Genomic DNA, 20097 nt, shown 5'->3' with positions numbered 1-20097 from the left:
ATTGACCACCCACCACCAGTCGACCCGGGGGAAACCCCGGGTCGCTCTCGTCACCTGTGCCGACCTCGTCGATCTCGACCCGGACGACCGGCTGGTCCTCGCCCCGCTCCAGGCCCGTGGCATCTCCGTCGCGACAGCGGTCTGGGACGACCCCGACGTCGACTGGTCCTCCTTCGACCTGGTCGTCCTCCGCTCACCCTGGGACTACGCGCTGCGCCGCGACGAGTTCGTGGCCTGGACGGCAACCGTCCCGACGCTTGTCAACCCCGCCAGCGTGGTGCGCTGGAACACCGACAAGCGCTACCTCGCCGAGCTGAGCGCCGCCGGGGTGCCGACCGTGCCGACGTCGTGGGTCGAGCCGGGGGAGAGCTGGCAACCACCCGCCGAGACCGGCGAGTACGTGCTCAAGTCCGCGGTCAGCGCCGGCGGCCAGGACACCGGCCGGTACGACCTGGTCGACCCGGACCACCGGGACCTCGCCGCCGCCCACGTCCGCCGGCTCTCCGACGCCGGTCGGGTGACAATGGTCCAGCCGTACCTGCGTGCGGTCGACACCGAGGGTGAGACGGCACTGCTCTTCCTGGCCGGCCCGGACGGGCTCGCCTTCAGCCACGCCATTCGCAAGGGGCCGATGCTGACCGGTCCCGACCTCGGCCCGGACGGGCTCTACAAGGCCGAGGAGATCACCGCCCGTACCGCCCGACCCGCGCAGCTGGCGGTGGCCGAGCGGACCCTCGCCGTGGTGCCCGGCGGCACGCGGCAACTGCTCTACGCCCGGGTCGACCTGATCCCCGGCCCGGACGGCGAGCCGGTCCTGGTCGAGTTGGAGCTGACCGAGCCGTCGCTGTTCATCGGGTACGCCGACGGGGCCCCCGACCGCCTCGCCACCGCGATAGCCACCCACCTGGCCCGCCGCGCCTGACCGGCGCGGCCGGGCGGCGATCGCACGCGCGCCGGGCGCCGTGGTCGACTCGGCCTTGCTGTGATCGACTCGGCTTTCTGAAAGTCGGCCCGTCAGATCGACCCGGACACCGCGACTTCCTGAAAACCGAGTCGATCACGCGACGCAGGGCGCTCGGGGGTCAGGCGGTGATCGGGACGGGGTCGGCGGCGTCGGTCGCCGCGACCTCGGCGGCCGGGGTGGCCGGGCGGCGCTCGCGGGTGGACCACTGCACCGACAGGGCGGCCAGCAGCACCAGGCAGGAGCCGAGCATGTGCGCGCCGACCAGGATCGCCGGCACGTGGGTGAAGTACTGCACGAAGCCGATCAGGCCCTGCCCCAACTCCACGGCGACCAGGACGATCGCGGCACGGGTGGCCCGCCGCGCGCCGACGGCGCGGAACGCGAAGATCAGCGCCATCGACAGCCCGATCAGCAGGAAGACGCCGTCCGCGTGCACCTGCGAGATCGTCTCCGGGGCGAGCCCGTTGCGGGCGGCGCCGTGGTCGCCGGCGTGCGGGCCGCTGCCGGTGACCCAGGTGCCGATGACAAGCACCGCGACCGCTACGCCGGTGGTGATCCGGGCCAGCGCGCGCAGCGGCGTGGGCACCACGGCCACGGTCGGGCCGTCCGGGTCGCCGATGCGCCGCCAGAGGGCGTACGCGGCGGCGATCACCGCCATCGAGGCGAGGAAGTGCAGGCCGACCACCCACGGGTTGAGGTTGGTGAGCACGGTGATGCCACCGACCACCGCCTGGGCGGGGATGCCCAGGAACACGACGACCGAGAGGGCCAGCAGCCCGGGTCGCCGCCCCTTGAGCGTCAGCACGGCCAGCAGGGTGGCCAGCGCGATCAGGCCCACCGCGAAGGCCAGCATCCGGTTGCTGAACTCGATCACCCCGTAGACACCCATCTCGGGGGTGGTGACGTACGAATCGTCGGTGCACCGGGGCCAGGTCGGGCAGCCGAGGCCCGAGGCGGTCAACCGGACGGCCCCGCCGGTCAGGACGATGCCCACGTTCGCGATGATCGAGGCGAGCGCGAGGCGGCGCAGCAGGATGCCGGGGACCGGACGGGCGATTCGGTTCACGGCGCAAATCCTACGCACCGTAGTGATCGCGGTTCGGCCGACTCCGTCGGCGCGGTGGTTCGGATCACCGGGGCCCGGGTTTGCGACCCTCCGGGTAATTACGTAACGTTGGCGTTGTGAAAAACGCGGCGGCGCTTCCTGAGCACCAGCCGACGGCTGTCCCGGCCGTCGGCGCGTCCGCGTCCGCGTCGGTCGCGACCACGTCGGCGACGCCAGGTGGCGTCGCGGCGACGGAGACCTCCACCCGCGACCGGGTCACCCAACTGCTGCTGGAGCAGGGTGCCACCACCGCCGCGCAGCTCGGTGTCGCCCTCGGGCTCAGCCCGGCGGCGATCCGCCGGCACCTCGACGCGATGCTCGCCGACGGTGATGTGTACTCCCGCGAGCAGGTCGTGCGGGGCAGCCGTGGTCGGGGGCGTCCGGCCAAGGTGTTCATGCTGACCGAGGTCGGTCGGGTCCGCTGTGGCACCCATCACTACGACAACATGGCCACCGCCGCGCTGCGGTGGATCGCCCGCAGCGGCGGGTCGGACGCGGTCGAGGCGTTCGCCGCCGAGCAGGTGTCCGCCCTCGAGTCGCGCTGCCGGACGGCCATGGAGGACGCCGGCGACGACCCGCTCGCGCGAGCCGAGGCACTCGCCGCGGCGCTCACCGCCGAGGGTTACGCTGCAAACGCGACCACGATCGCCTCCGGCGGTCAGCTCTGCCAGCACCATTGCCCGGTGGCGCACGTGGCCGCCGAATTCCCTCAGCTGTGCGAGGCCGAGACCGCGGTGATCTCCCGTCTGGTCGGCAGCCACGTGCAGCGCCTTGCCACCATCGCGCACGGCGACGGGGTGTGCACCACGCACATCCCGACCCAGCCGGGCCGCGCTCAATCCGGTAATCCCGTAACCACTGTGAGGACAGCTAGATGACCGAGCAGATTGTCCAGCCCCTGACCCAGGAAGAGCAGCTCGCCGCACTGGGTCGGTACGAGTACGGCTGGTCCGACCCGGACGCCGCCGGGGCGGTCGCCCAGCGCGGCATCAACGAGGCGGTGGTGCGGGACATCTCGGCCAAGAAGAACGAGCCGGCGTGGATGCTCGACCTGCGGCTGAAGGGTCTGCGGCTGTTCGGCCGCAAGCCGATGCCGGCCTGGGGCGCGGACCTCACCGGCATCGACTTCGACAACATCAAGTACTTCGTTCGGTCCACCGAGAAGCAGGCCACCAGCTGGGAGGACCTGCCCGAGGACATCAAGAACACCTACGACCGGCTGGGCATCCCGGAGGCGGAGAAGCAGCGGCTGGTCGCCGGTGTCGCGGCGCAGTACGAGTCCGAGGTCGTCTACCACAAGATCCGTGAGGACCTTGAGGAGCAGGGCGTCCTCTTCCTGGACACCGACACCGCGCTGCGCGAGCACGAGGACGTCTTCAAGGAGTACTTCGGCACGGTGATCCCGGTCGGCGACAACAAGTTCGCCGCGCTGAACACCTCCGTGTGGTCCGGCGGCTCGTTCATCTACGTGCCGAAGGGCGTGCAGGTGGAGATCCCGCTGCAGGCCTACTTCCGGATCAACACCGAGAACATGGGCCAGTTCGAGCGGACGCTGATCATCGTCGACGAGGGTGCGTACGTGCACTACGTCGAGGGTTGCACCGCGCCGCTCTACTCCTCCGACTCGCTGCACAGCGCGGTCGTGGAGATCATCGTGAAGAAGAACGCGCGCTGCCGCTACACGACCATCCAGAACTGGTCGAACAACGTCTACAACCTGGTCACCAAGCGCGCCGTCTGCCACGAGGGCGCGACCATGGAGTGGGTCGACGGCAACATCGGCTCCAAGGTGACGATGAAGTACCCGGCGGTCTACATGACCGGCGAGCACGCCAAGGGCGAGGTGCTCTCGGTGGCGATGGCCGGCGAGGGTCAGCACCAGGACGCCGGCGCCAAGATGGTGCACGCCGCCCCGCACACCTCCTCGACCATCATCTCCAAGTCGATCGCCCGTGGCGGCGGCCGCACCTCGTACCGGGGCCTGGTGCAGGTCCTGGAGGGTTCGCACCACAGCCGGAGCACGGTCAAGTGCGACGCCCTGCTCGTCGACACCATCTCCCGGTCGGACACCTACCCGTACGTCGACATCCGTGAGGACGACGTGTCGATGGGGCACGAGGCGACCGTCTCCAAGATCAGCGACGACCAGCTCTTCTACCTGATGAGCCGGGGCCTGAGCGAGGACGAGGCGATGGCCATGATCGTGCGTGGCTTCATCGAGCCGATCGCCAAGGAGCTTCCGATGGAGTACGCCCTGGAACTCAACCGCCTGATCGAGCTTCAGATGGAGGGCGCGGTCGGCTGACGCCGCCGCTCCCGAGTGGCGGGCCGGGCACCGGCCCGCCACACCTGGACCCAACCTCGTCGTCCCGGCACAGACAGACCAAGGAAGAAATGACTACCCAGGCTTCCGCGCCACCCAGCACCAAGTCGCAGGCGCTGCGCTCGTACGACGTCGCTGACTTCCCGGCCCTCACCGGCCTGGAGGAGGAGTGGCGTTTCACCCCGCTCAAGCGCCTGCGCGGTCTGGCCACGGCCGACACCTCGGCCGCCACCGGCCGCGGCGTCACGGTCGAGCACTCGGACCTGCCGGCCGGCGTGTCGGTGCGCCTCGTCGAGCCGACCGACGCCAGCGTCGCGCCCGCCTCGGTGCCGACCGACCGGGTCAGCGCGCTCGCCCACGGCGGGGCGGCCCGCGTGGCGCTTGTCGAGGTAGCCGCCGAGGCAGTGGTGTCCGACGCGGTGATCGTCCGGCTGCTGGGCGCGTACCCGGAGGAGTTGGCCTTCGCCCGGACCCAGGTCCAGGTGGGTCGGTTCGCGGAGGCCACCGTCGTCTTCTCCCAGGAGGGCTCGGCGACGCTCGCCGACAACGTCGAGGTGTTCGTCGCCGACGGCGCGAAGCTGACCCTGGTCACGGTCGCCGACTGGGCCGAGGACGCGGTGCAGGCGCAGCACGTCACCATCAAGCTGGGTCGGGACGCCCGGGTGGTGCACGTCCAGGTCACCCTCGGTGGCGACCTGGTCCGTCAGTTCACGAGCGTGGACTACACCGGCCGGGGTGGCGAGGCCGAGCTGTACGGCGTCTACTTCGCCGACTCCGGCCAGCACCTGGAGCACCGGCAGCTTGTCGACCACACCGTGCCGGACTGCCGCAGCTACGTCGGCTACCGGGGCGCTCTGCAGGGCGAGGACGCGCACACCGTCTGGGTCGGCGACGTGCTGATCCGGGCCGAGGCGACCGGCACCGACACGTACGAGATCAACCGGAACCTGCTGCTCACCGACGGCGCGCGGGCGGACTCCGTACCCAATCTGGAGATCGAGACCGGCGAGATCGCCGGCGCCGGCCACGCCAGCGCGACCGGCCGCTTCGACGACGAGCAGCTCTTCTACCTGATGGCCCGGGGTATCCCGGAGAGCGAGGCCCGCCGCCTGGTGGTCCGCGGCTTCTTCGCCGAGCTGATCAACAAGATCCCGGTGGAGTCGCTGCGCGAGCGCCTCGGCGACGCGATCGAGGCCCGGCTCACCAAGGCGGGCGCCTGATGATCCGCATCTGCTCCACCGAGGACGTGCCGAAGGGCACCGCGATCAGCGCGGACGTCGACGGCACCCCGATCGCGCTTGTGCACGGCGAGGACGGCGAGTTCTACGCCGCCTACGACGAGTGCTCGCACGCCTCGGTCGCCCTCTCCGAGGGCGAGGTCGACGGCTGCACCCTCGAGTGCTGGCTGCACGGCTCGCGCTTCGACCTGCGCACCGGCCAGCCCTCCGGTCTGCCGGCCACCGAACCCGTCCCCGTCTACCCCGTCGAAGTCCGCGACGGCGACATCTACCTCAGCCTGACGCCGAGTAATGGAGTGACCCGATAATGAGCACCCTGGAGATCCGCGACCTGAAGGTGTCGGTCAAGCTGCCCGAGGGTGAGCTCAAGCCGATCCTGGCCGGCGTCGACCTGACCGTGAAGTCCGGGGAGACCCACGCGATCATGGGTCCGAACGGTTCCGGCAAGTCCACCCTGGCGTACTCGATCGCCGGTCACCCCAAGTACGAGATCACCGGCGGCACGGTGACGCTCGACGGCGAGGACGTGCTCGCCATGACCGTCGACGAGCGGGCCCGCGCCGGCCTGTTCCTGGCCATGCAGTACCCGGTCGAGGTGCCCGGCGTCTCGGTGGCCAACTTCCTGCGCACCGCGAAGACCGCCATCGACGGTGAGGCGCCGAAGCTGCGCACCTGGGGTGGCGAGCTGCGCGGCGCGATGGAGCGCCTGCAGATGGACCCGGCGTTCGCCCAGCGCAACGTCAACGAGGGCTTCTCCGGCGGTGAGAAGAAGCGGCACGAGATCGTCCAGCTGGAGCTGCTCAAGCCGAAGATCGCCATCCTCGACGAGACCGACTCGGGCCTCGACGTGGACGCGCTGCGCGTGGTCAGCGAGGGCGTCAACCGGGTCCGCGACACCGGCGACACCGGCGTGCTGCTGATCACCCACTACACGCGGATCCTGCGCTACATCAAGCCGGACTTCGTGCACGTCTTCGTGGCCGGCCGGATCGTCGAGCAGGGCGGCCCGGAGCTGGCCGACAAGCTCGAGGCCGAGGGCTACGAGCGGTACGCCGCCGGGGCCGGCACGGCCAAGGCCTGAGCGGGAGAGGCGCTGCCGAGATGACCAGCATCGCGATCCCCGCGGGGATGCCGCAGTACGACGACGTGCCACGTTTCGACGTGGCCCGGGTGCGCGCCGACTTCCCGATCCTGGGTCGGGAGATCAACGGGCACCCGCTGGTCTACCTCGACAGCGCCAACACCTCGCACAAGCCCCGCCAGGTGCTCGACGTGCTCGATGAGCACTACGCGCGGCACAACGCCAACGTGTCGCGCTCGGTGCACACGTTGGGCACCGAGGCCACCGAGGCGTACGAGGGGGCGCGGGCGAAGATCGCCGCGTTCATCTCGGCGCCGAGCGTCGACGAGGTGGTGTTCACCAAGAACTCCACCGAGGCGATCAACATCGTGGCGTACGCCTTCTCGAACGCCTCGCTGCGCGCGGACGGCGACCCGCGCTTCCGCCTGGGCCCCGGCGACGAGGTGGTGATCTCCGAGATGGAGCACCACTCGAACATCGTCCCGTGGCAGCTGCTCTGCGAGCGCACCGGCGCGACCCTGCGCTGGTTCCCCGTCACCGAGCAGGGCCGACTGGACGAGTCGGGCCTGGACGACCTGGTCACCGAACGGACGAAGATCGTCTCGCTGGTGCACATGTCCAACATCCTCGGCACTGTCAACGCCACCTCGCGCATCACCGCGCGGGTGCGTGAGGTGGGTGCGCTGCTGCTGCTGGACTGCTCGCAGTCGGTGCCGCACCTGCCCATCGACGTGGTCGACCTGGACGCCGACTACATCGTCTTCACCGGCCACAAGATGCTCGGCCCGACAGGCATCGGCGTGCTCTGGGGCCGGGCCGAGCTGCTGGCGGCCATGCCGCCGGTGTTCGGCGGTGGTTCGATGATCGAGACGGTCACCATGGCCCGTTCGACGTTCGCCGCGCCGCCGGCCCGGTTCGAGGCGGGCACCCCGCCGATCGCCGAGGCCGTGGCGCTCGGCGCGGCGGTGGACTACCTCACCGGCATCGGCATGCCGGCCATCCAGTGGCACGAGAAGGAGTTGACGGCGTACGCGTTGGACGCCCTCGGCGCGGTGCCCGACCTGCGGATCTTCGGCCCGACCGTGCCGGTCGGCCGGGGCGGCACCATCTCGTTCGCCCTGGGTGACGTGCACCCGCACGACGTGGGTCAGGTGCTCGACTCGCTCGGCGTGCAGGTGCGGGTGGGCCACCACTGCGCCAAGCCGGTGTGCAGTCGGTTCGGTGTCCCGGCCATGACCCGGGCCTCGTTCTACCTCTACACCACCACCGAGGAGATCGACGCTCTGGTGGCCGGTCTGGAGCAGGTGCGGAAGGTGTTCGACTGATGCAGCTCGACCAGCTCTACCAGGAGATCATCCTGGACCACTACAAGCGCCCGCACGGGCGTGGCCTACGCGACGCAGACGACCCGGCCGACCAGGTCGCGGAGGCGCACCACGTCAACCCGACCTGCGGCGACGAGGTCACCGTCCGGGTGGCCACCGACGGCAACGTGCTGCACGACATCTCGTACGACGGGATGGGCTGCTCGATCAGCCAGGCGTCGGCGAGCGTGCTGCACGAGTTGCTGCGCGGCCGCGGCGCCGGGGAAGCTTTCGAGGTGCACGAGGCGTTCGTGGAGTTGATGTCCGGACGTGGCCAGGTCACGCCGGACGAGGACGTGCTCGGTGACGGGGTTGCTTTCGCGGGTGTGGCCCGCTATCCCGCCCGGGTCAAGTGCGCGCTGCTGCCGTGGATGGCGTTCAAGGACGCGGCGGCACGCGCCGGTGTGGGCGTGAGCCCGGAGGTGAAGGCATGAGCGAGCGTCAGCGAGCGAATCATTTGTGCAGCGCAGTGGTGCCTCGCGGCGTCACGGAGCGAAGCGGAGGGACGGCATGAGCAGCGAGAACACCGCTACCGCGGCGACGCCGGAGGCCGGTGACGCCGTCGCGGCGCCGCAGACCGACGCCGTGACGACCGATGGTGCCGTGCCGGCGTCCGCCAACGACGCTGTCGCCCCGGTGGAAGCGGTCGCCTCGGCGGACGGCGACGCGGTCGTCTCGGCGGGCGGCGACGCGGTCGTGGGCGGCGTCAGCAAGGCCATGATCGCCGACATCGAGGAGGCGATGAAGGACGTCGTCGACCCGGAGTTGGGCATCAACGTGGTCGACCTGGGCCTCGTGTACGGCGTACACGTCGACGACGAGAACGTCGCCACCCTGGACATGACGCTCACCTCGGCGGCCTGCCCGCTGACCGACGTGATCGAGGACCAGACCCGGCAGGCGCTGACCACCGGCCCCGGCGGCGGCCTGGTCAACGACATCCGGATCAACTGGGTGTGGCTCCCGCCGTGGGGCCCGGACAAGATCACCGACGAGGGCCGGGACCAGCTCCGATCCCTCGGCTTCAACGTCTGAGCTGACCCCGGTCGGCTCTACCCGTCGAGCGCGACGCCCCGCCCGGGGCGTCGCGCTCGCTGCGTGTGACGCCCCAGGCGAGGCCCTGTGCAGTGCCGCCCCGCGCTGTGCCGCCCCGCGCTGTGCCGCCCCGCGCTGTGCCGCCCCGCGCTGTGCCGCCCCGCGCTGTGCCGCCCCGCAACTGCTCCGTGCGTGCCGTACCGCCCGCAAGATCGCGCAGTGTCCTGGTTGTCAACGCCCCTGTGTTAGGGCGAGGGGTTGTTCGTCAATGGGCACTGTCTCGCCTTTCATGCTGTTGTGCCGGGGTGGTCTTGTGCGTCGACCCAGGATGATCGGCCAGGGGTGCGTGGGGTGCTCGTTGGCGGGGCCGGCTTTGCGTGTCCGGGGGTGGTCGGGGGCCCTTTGCTCTGCACCCGTGGGTGCGACGGCTACGGTCTGTGACCGGTGCCTATTGGGGTGCAGAGCAAAGGGGGGCGGCTCGTGCACTGTGCCTGACGGGGCGGTTGGTGATCGAGGTCGTGCCGGGCCGGCCGCAGCGCCAACGCAACCACGTCGAGATCCAGGACACACCGTTGCCGTAGGCGGGACCATTGCGCGTCAACCACGCCGCGTCGCCGGTCACGACGTTGTGGCATGCAGCAGGGCGCCCATAAAGGCCTCAAGCTCGGCACCAGGATGAGGTGTTTGCCGGGTCCGGACTGCCTCCGCTCCGCGATCTTGCACTTTCTGTCCCGACGCAAGGGGCATATCACCTATATGGACAACCGAAACTGCAAGATCGGCGCGAACTTCTCGCGAGACACACCCTGACCGCGTGGAAATGCGGTGGCGGGGACGCCGCCTCGGCGCGGAGGATGCGCGTGTGATTGAGGCGTACCCGATGCAGGTCCTTGTCCGTGCGGCGACTGCCGTGCGTCGACAGCGGCCGGTCCACGGGCGGGCCTCGATCCGGCACCGACGATCGTGAGCGGGGCGTTCCTGGCCGGTCTGGTGGCCGGCTACGGCGTCGCGATCCCCGTCGGTGCGATCGCGATCCTGATCCTGGGCCTGAGTGCGCGTACCTCGTTTCGGGTCGGTGCGGCCGCGGCGCTCGCGGTGGCGACGGCCGACGGGCTCTACGCGGCGGTCGCCGCGCTCGGCGGCGCGGGCCTGGCCGGGATCATCGGGCCGGTCGCCGGGCCGCTGCGGGTGGTCGCCGCCGTCGTCCTGCTGGGGCTTGCCGGGCACGGCCTGTGGCGGACCTGGGCCGCCCACCGCTCGCGGCGGACGCCGACGGCGGCCGTCGGGCGGGGGTTGAGCACGCCCGCGCGGGCCTACGCGGCGCTGCTCGGGTTGACCCTGCTGAACCCGACGACGGTGCTGTACTTCACCGCGCTGGTGCTCGGCCGTCGTGGCACCGCCGACGCGGACCCGGGCACCGCGGCGCTCTTCGTGGCGGGGGTGTTCCTGGCGTCGGCGAGTTGGCAACTGCTCATCGCCGGCGGTGGCACGGTGGTCGGTCGGGCGCTGAGCAGCCCGCGCGGGCGGCTGGCCACCGGCCTGGTTTCCAGCGCGCTGATCGCCGCGCTGGCGGTGGTCGCGCTGCTGCCGCGCTGAGCGGGTCCGCGGCCCGCCCCGATGTGTCGTGCGGCACCGCCCGGCGGCCCGAGCGGGCTCATCGTGCCGTACGGTCGGGCGGTGACCAGTCGACCAGCAGCCGGGGGCGGGCGGTGGGTCGAGGTCGACCCGGCCCGCGTCGGTCGCTGGGTCGACGGCTTCGCCGACCGGCACGGCCCGCCCACCACCACCGCGCGGGAGTACGGTCTGCTGCTCGCCGCCCCGGACGGGTCCACCGCCGAGTTGTACGCCCCACCGGGGTCACCGGCCAGCGTCGACGTCCCCGGGTTCGTGGCCCACGCCGTCGCGCCCCGGCGGATCGGTCTGCTGCTGGCCCGCAAGGGCGCGGTGGCCGTCGGCGTGGCCGAGGGCGCCGCTCTCGTCGTCTCCAAGGTGGACACCCGGTACGTGCAGGGGCGTACCGCGGCGGGCGGATGGTCACAGCACCGGTTCGCCCGGCGGCGCGACAACCAGGCCAAGGCGGCGCTCGGCGACGCGGCGGACCTGGCGGTACGGCTGCTGTTGCCGGAGGTGGCGGCGCTGGACGCGCTGGTCTGCGGCGGTGACCGGAAGGCTGTGGACACGGTGCTGGCCGACCGGCGGTTGGCCCCGCTCGTGCCGCTGCGGGCCGAGCGGTTGCTCGACGTGCCGGAGCCGCGCCACGCCGTGCTGGTGGCGGCGGTGGGTGCCGCCCGGGCGGTGTGGATCCGGCTCCGCGACCCCGCTCCCGAGTGAGCCGGATGACCTCGGGCGCTGCCGGCGCCGGCGCGCGATAGCGGATTCCCGTGCCACGCCCGCGCTGGCGACCGGAGGATGAGCAGGTGGCTCGCCCACCCGCGACAGCAGGGAGATCATCATGCCCGAGGCCCAGATCCTGCGTACCGTCCTCGACCGGTGGCGCGCCGCGGTCGACGCCCACGAGCCGGATCGCGTCGCATCCTGCTTCACCGATGACGCGATCTTCCAAGGGTTGCGTCCGTACACGGTCGGCCGCGACGGTGTTGCCGCGTACTACGCCGCACAGCCGCTCGGCCTGACCGCCAGCTACGACATCCGGGAGACCCGCCGACTGGCCGACGACGTGGTCCTCGGCTACCTGGAGGTCGAGTTCGGCTTCACCGACCGGCCACCCCTGCCGGTCCACCTCGGCGTGGTCCTGCGCCGCACCGACAAAGACTGGCAGATAAGCCACTACCAGGTCTCCCAGCTCCCCTAACCAGCGCGCGCCAGCCCGCGCGCGCCGACCCGCGCGCCCCACCCAGCTCGCGTCGATCATGGAGTTGTGGTGGTGGACGAAGGCCGGGTAGCCCCGTACACCGGGCACCACAACCCCATGATCGACGCGGATGGACGGGGCGGGTCAGAGCTGGTCGGTGCCGAAGGTGTCGCAGGTTTTCGGGTCGCCCCGGTCGAAGCCCTGGGTGAACCAGCGCTTGCGCTGCTCGGCCGTGCCGTGGGTGAACTGGTCCGGGTTGACCCGTCCGCCGGAGCGTTCCTGGATGCTGTCGTCGCCGATCGCCTCGGCCGTGTTGACGGCCTCGCTGATGTCGGTCTCGGTAATGGACGTGAACAGCGGCTCCTGGCCGGTCCGGTCCTTGCTCTCCGTCGCGTGCTTGGCCCAGGTGCCGGCGTAGCAGTCGGCCTGCAGCTCCAGCCGTACGGAGGCGGAACGGGGGCCGCTCTGGTCGCCCTGGCCGGCCTTCGCGTTGGTGCCGAGCAGGTTCTGGATGTGGTGGCCGTACTCGTGGGCGAGCACGTACGGCTGGGCGAACTCACCCTTGGCGCCGAACCGCGACGCCAGCTCGTCGTAGAAGCTCAGGTCGATGTACACCTTGCGGTCGGCCGGACAGTAGAACGGGCCGACGCCCGAGTCGGCCTGACCGCAGCCGGTGTTCACGGCGGCCTGGAAGAAGTTCGTGATTGTCGGCTCGTACTTCCCGTTGCCCAGCTCCGGGTACGCCGTCTGCCAGTAGCCCTGGATGCTGTTGACGTAGAGCGCGTTGCGGCAGCGCAGGTCCTTGAGGTGCTCAGGGTTGCTGGTGGCGCACACCTCCTTGAGGTCGGTGCCGCCGGCCTGGCCCGTGTCGTCGCCGTTGGTCATGGCGTTGAGGCCGAAGCCACCGCCGAGCAGCGCGACGAGCACGGCCACCACGATGCCGATGATGCCGCCGCGGCCGCCACCTCCGGGGATCGGGATGCCGAAGCCGCCGCCGGATCCGCCACCGCGGCCCACGTCGTTGACCTGCGAGGTGTCGATTTCGGCCCGCTCGTTGAGTTCCATGCTGACCCCGATCGCCGTATACCGGTGAATGTCGTCTGTGTGTCGGTTCGTCCCTTGAAGTGCCGGACGGGGTCCGGACAGGCGTTCGTTACCCGATGATCTTGATCGGTAATCCGGGCGGGCCGTCCAGCGGCGCCCGGTACACTTGTCCCCGTGCTGCGCTGCGAAGGCTGAACCGCCCCGCGCCGTCGGGCCCCTTGAGCCCGCCGGCCGTTTCGCGTGCCCCGAGTCAGCCTTCCAGACCCCGAGAGCGAGCCCGAAAACATGATCACAGCCACCGGCCTGGAACTGCGTGCCGGTTCCCGGATCCTGCTGTCCGACACCACCCTGCGCGTGCAGCCGGGTGACCGGATCGGCCTGGTCGGCCGCAACGGCGCCGGCAAGACCACCACGCTGAAGGTGCTCGCCGGCGAGGGGCAGCCGTACGCCGGCCAGATCGACACGCGCAGCGCCATCGGCTACCTCCCGCAGGACCCGCGTACCGGCGACCTGGAGGTGACCGGCCGCGACCGGGTGCTCTCCGCGCGCGGCCTGGACGTGCTGATGTCCCAGATGCAGGAGATCGAGGCCCAGCTCGCCGAGGACGCCACCGACAAGCTGGTCCGCCGCTACGGCGCGCTGGAGGACCAGTTCGCCGCGCTCGGCGGGTACGCCGCCGAGGCCGAGGCCGCCCGGATCTGCGCCAACCTCGGCCTGCCCGACCGGGCGCTCGCGCAGACCATCGGCACCCTCTCCGGCGGTCAGCGCCGGCGCATCGAGCTGGCCCGGATCCTGTTCCGCGACGCGGGCGAGAACGGCGGCGGCATCCTGCTGCTCGACGAGCCGACGAACCACCTCGACGCCGACTCGATCACCTGGTTGCGGGGCTTCCTCGCCAACCACAAGGGCGGCCTGATCGTGATCTCCCACGACGGGGCGCTGCTGGAGTCGGTGGTCAACAAGGTCTGGTTCCTCGACGCCACCCGCTCCGTGGTCGACGTCTACAACCTGGGCTGGAAGGCGTACCTGGAGGCACGCGAGACCGACGAGCGGCGTCGCCGTCGGGAGCGGGCCAACGCGGAGAAGAAGGCCGGCGCGTTGATGGCGCAGGCCGACAAGATGCGGGCCAAGGCCACCAAGACCGTGGCGGCGCAGAACATGGCCCGCCGCGCCGAGAAGCTGATCTCCGGCCTGGAGGACGTGCGGGTCGCCGACCGGGTGGCGAAGGTGCGTTTCCCCAACCCCGCACCGTGCGGCAAGACCCCGCTCACGGCGACCGGCCTGTCCAAGTCGTACGGCTCGCTGGAGATCTTCACCGACGTGAACGTCGCGGTGGACCGGGGCTCCCGGGTGGCCATCCTCGGGCTCAACGGCGCCGGCAAGACCACCCTGCTGCGGATGCTCGGCGGGCTGCTCGGCCCGGACACCGGCGAGGTGCACGCGGGCCACGGCCTGCGGCTGGGCTACTACGCCCAGGAGCACGAGACGCTGGATGTGGAGCGGACCGTGTTGGAGAACATGCGCGCCGCCGCCGTCGAGCAGTCCGACACCGACCTGCGCAAGATCCTCGGCGCGTTCCTCTTCTCCGGTGACGACGTGAACAAGCCGGCCGGGGTGCTCTCCGGTGGTGAGAAGACCCGATTGGCCCTGTCCACCCTGGTCTGTTCCGGTGCCAACGTGCTGCTGCTCGACGAGCCGACGAACAACCTCGACCCGGTCAGCCGGGAGCAGGTGCTCGACGCCATCGCCAACTATCCGGGCGCGATCGTCCTGGTCACCCACGACCCGGGCGCGGTGCTCGCGCTCAAGCCGGACCGCGCGATCCTGCTGCCCGACGGCGACGAGGACGCCTGGAGCGACGACCTGCTCGAACTGGTCGAACTGGCCTGACCGGCGTCGTCAGCCGGCCGGCCCGCGGCCGAGCGGGGCGCGGCGCTCACCAGGCCGCGGTCCGCGGCCGAGTGGGGCGCGGCCGATCGGGGCCGGTGCTCAGCCGAGCAGGTCGACGAGCCGACCCAGCACACCGGAGCTGACCAGGATCACCACCCCGACGCCGACGAAGATCGCCGGCACCAGCCAGTGGCCCGCGCGCTCGACCAGCCGGACCACGCGGGGGTGCCCGCCCAGCCAGGCGGCAGCGGCGCACCACAGGGCGATCAGCAGCACGAACACCAGCAGGTAGATCGCGCTGCCGGCCACGCCGAGGGCCCGGAAGACGGGTACGTAGACGGCCACGTTGTCGGCGCCGTTGGCGATCGTCACCCCGGCCACCCCGAGCAGGCCGGTGACGACCGTGGGGGTCTCGTCGTCGTCGGAACTCCGTAGCGCGCGTACGCCGAGCGCGATCGGCAGCAACCCGAGCAGCCCCGTCCACGGGTCCGGCACCACCAGCAGGCCGGCCGCGACCACCGCGCTGGCCAGCGCGAGCGCGCCGATGCCGAGGTATTGGCCGGCGACGATCTGCCAGGGTCGGGGCCGGCCGGTGGTGCGGGCCGCGACGAAGAACAGCGTCAGGATGACGATGTCGTCGATGTCGGTGGCGGCGAAGACCGCTGCCGCCGCGGCCCCGGTGCCCAGGAGGTCGATCACGACCGAAGGCTACGGGTCGCCGCCGGCGACAAGCACGCGACCGGTGTACGCCTGGAGAGCACGGTGGGTCGATTGTCAGGATCACTCTATCGGGAAGCTGACATTGCATAGCGTGTCGGTTGGCGAAGAGTTGATATCTGGCGCATGATCGTTCAAGGCGGTCTAATAGGTGGGACCGTATCCGAACCGCACAGTCTGGGACGTGAGGACACAGCATGGCAGCCACTGGCACAGCCACCAGCACTGAGAAGGGTCGCCGGATCGTCGGAGCCGAGCGTCAGACGCTCGCCAAGGACCTGGTAAAGCGGTACACGTCGGGGGAGAGCATCCGCGCGTTGGCGGCCTCGACCGGCCGTTCCTACGGGTTCATCCACCGAGTGCTCACCGAGTCAGGGGTGCAGCTGCGTCAGCGCGGCGGTGCCCGGCGCCGCAAGAAGGCGTGACCCGCCTCCTCGCGTCGTCGACAAGCGCCACGCCCCGGGCCGCCAGGTGACCACCGAAGCGACCGGGGTTCGGTTGACCTGCGACGGGCCGGTCGCCACGGTGACGTTGTGCCGGCCCGACGTGCTCAATGCCCAGACGCCTGCGATGTGGCGGGCGCTGAGCGACTTCTCCCGCGAGCTGCCCGGCGACGTGCGGGTGGTGGTGGTGCGGGGCGAGGGGCGTGCGTTCTCCGCCGGCCTCGACCTCGCGGTGGCTGGCGCTTCCGGCCCCGGCTCCTTCGCGGAGCTGGCCACGCTGCCCGAGCAGCAGTGCGCCGAGCGCATCGCGGAATTCCAGGCGGGCTTCACCTGGCTGCACCGGCCGGACATCATCTCCGTCGCGGCCGTGCAGGGCCACGCGATAGGTGCCGGCTTTCAGCTCGCTCTGGCCTGTGACCTGCGGGTGCTGGCCGCGGATGCGAAGCTGTCGATGGCTGAGGTGACCCTCGGCCTGGTGCCCGACCTGGCCGGCACGAAGCGTCTCGTGGAGCTGGTCGGCTACGCGCGGGCACTGGAGATCTGCGTGACCGGCCGTCGGCTGGACGCCGCCGAGGCGGACCGGATCGGGCTGGCAACCCTTGTGGTGCCACCGGCCGAGCTGGATGGCGCGGTCCAGGACCTGACCGCCGGGCTGCTCGCCGGGGCCCGCGACGCGGTGGTGGAGATCAAGGCGCTGCTGGCGGGCGCGGCCGGGCGCTCGCACGCCGACCAGCAGCGCGCCGAGCGGGAGGCGCAGACCCGCCGACTGCGCGATCTGGCTGGCCAGGGAGAATAGGTAAGGACCGGACGGGAAGATCCGGGTTACGACCGAGGTTGTCACACTCGTCGGGAGAATTGGCCTGACGGTGCAGTCCGCCCGACGACCCGGAGGTGAGCGATGTCCAACCCGATGTCCGGCGGTGGCATGGCCGGGTGGAGCATGCTCCGGTCGATGCGCAACAGCGACGAGGTCTCCACCCACCGGCTCAAGCGCGGGGTCGCCCGACGCATCGTGGCCTTCGCCCAGCCCTACCGGCGCGACATCATCGTCTTCCTGGTCACCGTGGTCCTGGCCGCCGTCATCGGCGTGGCCACACCGGTGCTCGCCGGCGACGTCATCAACGCCATCAACCGGGGCGGCACCGAGGCCGGCCGACTCGTGGTGAAGCTGGCCCTGTTCATCGCCGGGCTGGCGGTCGCCGACGCTCTGCTCTCGCTGGCCCAACGGTGGTACTCGGCCCGGATCGGCGAGGGCATCATCTTCAACCTGCGCACCCGGGTCTACGACCACGTGCAGCGGATGCCGTTGCAGTTCTTCACGCGTACCCAGACCGGCGCCCTGGTCAGCAGGCTCAACAACGACGTGCTGGGCGCCCAGCGGGCGTTCACCTCGACGTTGTCCGGGGTGGTCAGCAACGTCATCCAACTCGTGCTCACCGCCGCGGTGATGTTCACCCTCTCCTGGCAGATCACCGCGCTCTCGCTGGTGCTGTTGCCGATCTTCATCATCCCGGCCCGCCGGGTCGGTCGGCGGCTGGCCGACATCACGCGCGAGTCGTACAACCTCGACGCCAAGATGAACGCCACCATGACCGAGCGGTTCGGGGTGGCCGGCGCGCTGCTGGTGAAGCTCTTCGGTCAACCGGAGATCGAGGCCCGCCGGTTCGCCGACCGGGCCGAGCGGGTCCGCGACATCGGCATCCAGTCGGCGATGTACTCCCGCACGTTCTTCGTGGCGATGCTGCTCGTCGCGTCGCTGGCCCAGGCGCTCACCTACGGCCTCGGCGGGTGGCTCGCCGTCACCGGCGGCGTCAGCGCGGGCACCGTGGTGACCCTCGCGCTGCTGCTCACTCGCCTGTACGGGCCGCTCACCGCGCTCTCCAACGTCCGGGTGGACGTGATGAGCGCGCTTGTCTCGTTCGACCGGGTCTTCGAGGTGCTCGACCTCCAGCCGGGCATCGTGGAGAAGCCGGACGCGGTGGCGGTGCCCCGGGGCGCCGGCCGGGTCGACTTCCGGGATGTGCGGTTCCGCTACCCGAGCGCCGCCGAGATCTCCCTCGCCTCGCTGGAGGAGGTCGCCACCCTGGACCGGACCGTCAACGAGCCGGTGCTCAAGGGTGTCTCGTTCAGCGTCGAGCCGGGGCAGATGGTCGCGCTCGTCGGCCCGTCCGGCGCCGGCAAGTCGACGCTGTCCATGCTCATCTCCCGGATCTACGACGTCACCGACGGGCAGGTGCTTGTCGGTGGGGTGGACGTGCGGGACGCGACGCTCACCTCCCTGCGCGACGAGATCGGTGTGGTCACGCAGGATTCGCACCTGTTCCACGAGACGATCGCCGAGAACCTTCGGTACGCCAAGCCGGACGCCACCGACGACGAGATCTGGGCCGCCCTGGCCGGGGCGCAGGTGGCCGACCTGGTCCGAGCGCTGCCCGCCGGGCTGGACACCACGGTGGGGGAGCGCGGCTACCGGTTCTCCGGCGGCGAGAAGCAGCGCATCGCGATCGCGCGGCTGCTGCTCAAGGCCCCGTCGATCGTGATCCTCGACGAGGCGACCGCACACCTGGATTCGGAGAGCGAGGCGGCGGTGCAGCGGGCGCTGTCGGTGGCGCTGGCCGGGCGGACCGCGCTTGTCATCGCACACCGGCTCTCCACCGTCCGCGACGCCGACCAGATCCTGGTCCTCGACGGTGGGCGGATCGTCGAGCGAGGGCGCCACGACGAGTTGGTCGCGGTCGGCGGGCTCTACGCCGAGCTGTACCGGACCCAGTTCGCGGTCGCCGACTCGCCCCGCCCGTTCGTCGACGCGACCGGCCCCGAGCCGGTGGTCATGCCACTGGGCACGTACCGCGCCGACGAGGTGCTGCCACCCGCCGCCGCCAACTGATCTCACACGCCCTGGCCGTCGACACCGGGTGTGCTCGGCTCAGTCCGCCACGAAGGCAGCGATGGTGCTGGCCAACGGCGTGCAGGCGAACAGGCCGTACGCGGCGACGAGAGCGGTGGAGGCGACGCACCACCGGTACCGGGTCGCCGGGCAGCGGCGGCGCGTCGCCACCAGCGCACCGACCCCGACCACCGCGAGCAGCAGGCCGGGCACCGGCCCGAGCAGGGTGAGGTAGAAACCCGGCACGCCGAGCAGCCAGCCGGGCACGATGAAGGTCCAGGTCGGCGGGTACGGCCGGGGGGCCCACAGATAGGGCACGACGGCCGCGGCGAGGTAGGCCGCCACGGCGTACAACTGGATGCCGACTAGCGTGCGGATCGGCCCGGTGGACACCTCGGTGGGGGTCGCGACTGTCGAACCCGGGGCCGTGCCGGCGGACACATCCGTCATTGTCACTCCACTGTGGCGCGGTCGCGGTCTGCGCCGAGGGTAGGTGTGCCGGTGCCGTGGGACAAGCCCGTCGCTGACCGCTCGTCAGAACGCCGTCCTGCGCAGCTCGGCGAAGGCCAGAGGTTCGGGTTGATGCCGAGCCGACGAGGTGCCGCCACCCGCCGCCAACGACATCCGCTCAGCCCGATCCATGTCGATGTCTGGACGTAGGCTCACCGGGCATGACCCGGAAAGCATTGATCCTTACCCTCGCCGTCGTCGCAACATGCCTGGTCGTCGGGCTGGTTGTCGGTGTCCGGTCCAGGGGTCCGGACGGCGCAGCCTCGCCCGAGGCGGTGGTCGCCGACTACGTGACGGCCCTTCGCGACAAGGACCGCGGCAGGCTGGCTGATATCGCGAATCCGGAGAACGATTCGGCGGCGGAGATCAACCGGCGGATCAGCGCACTTGGCGGTGATCGCCTCGTCCTGTCGGATTGGCGGTTCGACAGGACGGCGTCCGCCGCCGAGGTGCGGGTGACCCTGTCCGGGCAGTTGGACGCGTCACCGTACTCCGATGTCATCTGGCTTCGTCGCGTCGATGGCGCGTGGTTCGTCGCACTGGGAGCACCTCAGAACTCGAACCCGAAAGGCACGTCCTGAGGCAGGCCTTTGCTCAGTGCGAACACCAAGCTCAGTGCGAACACCAAGCTCAGTGCGAACACCAACGCTGGCGAGGAGGAGCGAGGGACCCGTCGCCGGCGGT

At 70.9% G+C, this 20097-nt stretch carries 21 protein-coding genes; 17 read left to right on the top strand and 4 right to left on the bottom strand.

The features are described from left to right. Position 1: 1 nt before the first annotated feature. Positions 2-922, top strand: coding sequence for an ATP-grasp domain-containing protein (locus tag ACPXBU_RS31695; RefSeq protein ID WP_425761012.1), 921 nt, complete (start codon positions 2-4; stop codon positions 920-922). A 160-nt stretch (positions 923-1082) separates the two neighbouring features. Here ACPXBU_RS31695 and ACPXBU_RS31690 read toward each other — a convergent pair whose 3' ends face one another. Beyond that, the gene (locus ACPXBU_RS31690; RefSeq protein WP_425761011.1) at positions 1083-2048 is read right to left on the bottom strand and encodes a COX15/CtaA family protein; all 966 of its coding nucleotides are present in this window, start codon (positions 2046-2048) and stop codon (positions 1083-1085) included. Positions 2049-2146: 98 nt separating this feature from the next. Between ACPXBU_RS31690 and ACPXBU_RS31685 the strand changes: the two genes are divergently transcribed. The 11 genes from ACPXBU_RS31685 (at position 2147) to ACPXBU_RS31635 (ending at position 11922) form a co-directional block, all read left to right on the top strand. Then, positions 2147-2947 (top strand): helix-turn-helix transcriptional regulator, encoded by an 801-nt coding sequence (locus ACPXBU_RS31685; protein ID WP_393362963.1) that lies wholly within the window; start codon positions 2147-2149, stop codon positions 2945-2947. Continuing rightward, on the top strand, positions 2944-4374 hold the full coding sequence (gene sufB / locus ACPXBU_RS31680) for a Fe-S cluster assembly protein SufB (protein ID WP_266244341.1): 1431 nt from the start codon (positions 2944-2946) through the stop codon (positions 4372-4374). The genes ACPXBU_RS31685 and sufB overlap by 4 nt, the downstream gene beginning before the upstream one ends. Before the next feature lie 89 nt (positions 4375-4463). Further along, positions 4464-5612, top strand: coding sequence for a Fe-S cluster assembly protein SufD (gene sufD, locus ACPXBU_RS31675; RefSeq protein ID WP_393362960.1), 1149 nt, complete (start codon positions 4464-4466; stop codon positions 5610-5612). Then, positions 5612-5938, top strand: coding sequence for a non-heme iron oxygenase ferredoxin subunit (locus ACPXBU_RS31670; protein WP_109820754.1), 327 nt, complete (start codon positions 5612-5614; stop codon positions 5936-5938). The genes sufD and ACPXBU_RS31670 overlap by 1 nt, the downstream gene beginning before the upstream one ends. After that, complete coding sequence (sufC, locus tag ACPXBU_RS31665) at positions 5938-6711, top strand: Fe-S cluster assembly ATPase SufC (RefSeq protein WP_007462702.1); 774 nt, start codon at positions 5938-5940, stop codon at positions 6709-6711. Before ACPXBU_RS31670 ends, sufC begins: the two co-directional genes overlap by 1 nt. Positions 6712-6731: 20 nt before the next feature. Further along, positions 6732-8036, top strand: coding sequence for a cysteine desulfurase (locus ACPXBU_RS31660; RefSeq protein ID WP_425761010.1), 1305 nt, complete (start codon positions 6732-6734; stop codon positions 8034-8036). Next, complete coding sequence (sufU, locus tag ACPXBU_RS31655; RefSeq protein WP_393362955.1) at positions 8036-8509, top strand: Fe-S cluster assembly sulfur transfer protein SufU; 474 nt, start codon at positions 8036-8038, stop codon at positions 8507-8509. Before ACPXBU_RS31660 ends, sufU begins: the two co-directional genes overlap by 1 nt. Before the next feature lie 76 nt (positions 8510-8585). Next, a complete protein-coding gene (locus ACPXBU_RS31650) occupies positions 8586-9110 on the top strand; it encodes an iron-sulfur cluster assembly protein (RefSeq protein WP_425761009.1) in 525 nt (174 codons plus the stop codon). 963 nt (positions 9111-10073) lie between these two features. Next, on the top strand, positions 10074-10706 hold the full coding sequence (locus ACPXBU_RS31645; RefSeq protein ID WP_425761008.1) for a LysE family transporter: 633 nt from the start codon (positions 10074-10076) through the stop codon (positions 10704-10706). Positions 10707-10787: 81 nt separating this feature from the next. After that, on the top strand, positions 10788-11441 hold the full coding sequence (locus ACPXBU_RS31640) for an acVLRF1 family peptidyl-tRNA hydrolase (RefSeq protein ID WP_425761007.1): 654 nt from the start codon (positions 10788-10790) through the stop codon (positions 11439-11441). A 121-nt stretch (positions 11442-11562) separates the two neighbouring features. Then, the gene (locus tag ACPXBU_RS31635) at positions 11563-11922 is read left to right on the top strand and encodes a YybH family protein (protein ID WP_393362943.1); all 360 of its coding nucleotides are present in this window, start codon (positions 11563-11565) and stop codon (positions 11920-11922) included. A 144-nt stretch (positions 11923-12066) separates the two neighbouring features. Here ACPXBU_RS31635 and ypfJ read toward each other — a convergent pair whose 3' ends face one another. After that, on the bottom strand, positions 12067-12987 hold the full coding sequence (ypfJ, locus tag ACPXBU_RS31630) for a KPN_02809 family neutral zinc metallopeptidase (RefSeq protein ID WP_425761006.1): 921 nt from the start codon (positions 12985-12987) through the stop codon (positions 12067-12069). A 264-nt stretch (positions 12988-13251) separates the two neighbouring features. Between ypfJ and ACPXBU_RS31625 the strand changes: the two genes are divergently transcribed. Next, the gene (locus ACPXBU_RS31625) at positions 13252-14856 is read left to right on the top strand and encodes an ABC-F family ATP-binding cassette domain-containing protein (RefSeq protein ID WP_425761005.1); all 1605 of its coding nucleotides are present in this window, start codon (positions 13252-13254) and stop codon (positions 14854-14856) included. 99 nt (positions 14857-14955) lie between these two features. Here the strand turns inward: ACPXBU_RS31625 and ACPXBU_RS31620 are convergent, their stop codons facing one another. Further along, positions 14956-15555, bottom strand: coding sequence for a cadmium resistance transporter (locus tag ACPXBU_RS31620; protein WP_425761004.1), 600 nt, complete (start codon positions 15553-15555; stop codon positions 14956-14958). A gap of 215 nt (positions 15556-15770) precedes the next feature. Between ACPXBU_RS31620 and ACPXBU_RS31615 the strand changes: the two genes are divergently transcribed. The 3 genes from ACPXBU_RS31615 (at position 15771) to ACPXBU_RS31605 (ending at position 18903) form a co-directional block, all read left to right on the top strand. Next, positions 15771-15998, top strand: a complete 228-nt coding sequence (locus tag ACPXBU_RS31615; RefSeq protein WP_007462679.1) for a helix-turn-helix domain-containing protein — start codon at positions 15771-15773, stop codon at positions 15996-15998. A gap of 46 nt (positions 15999-16044) precedes the next feature. Next, entirely contained in the window at positions 16045-16812 is a 768-nt protein-coding gene (locus ACPXBU_RS31610; protein WP_393362931.1) for an enoyl-CoA hydratase/isomerase family protein, read from the top strand. A gap of 114 nt (positions 16813-16926) precedes the next feature. Next, complete coding sequence (locus ACPXBU_RS31605) at positions 16927-18903, top strand: ABC transporter ATP-binding protein (protein ID WP_393364481.1); 1977 nt, start codon at positions 16927-16929, stop codon at positions 18901-18903. Between the two features lie 39 nt (positions 18904-18942). On the opposite strand, the gene ACPXBU_RS31600 is transcribed toward ACPXBU_RS31605, so the two are convergent. Next, positions 18943-19353, bottom strand: coding sequence for a hypothetical protein (locus ACPXBU_RS31600; RefSeq protein ID WP_425761003.1), 411 nt, complete (start codon positions 19351-19353; stop codon positions 18943-18945). A gap of 221 nt (positions 19354-19574) precedes the next feature. Here ACPXBU_RS31600 and ACPXBU_RS31595 point away from each other — a divergent pair, with 221 nt between their 5' ends. Further along, positions 19575-19994, top strand: coding sequence for a hypothetical protein (locus ACPXBU_RS31595; RefSeq protein WP_425761002.1), 420 nt, complete (start codon positions 19575-19577; stop codon positions 19992-19994). The last annotated feature ends 103 nt before the right edge of the window (positions 19995-20097 follow it).

The sequence above is a fragment of the Micromonospora sp. DT231 genome (assembly GCF_049847025.1).
GTDB lineage: Bacteria > Actinomycetota > Actinomycetes > Mycobacteriales > Micromonosporaceae > Micromonospora.
The sequence above is the reverse complement of the archived record's forward strand: the minus strand, read 5'-3'. Positions and strand labels throughout refer to the sequence as shown.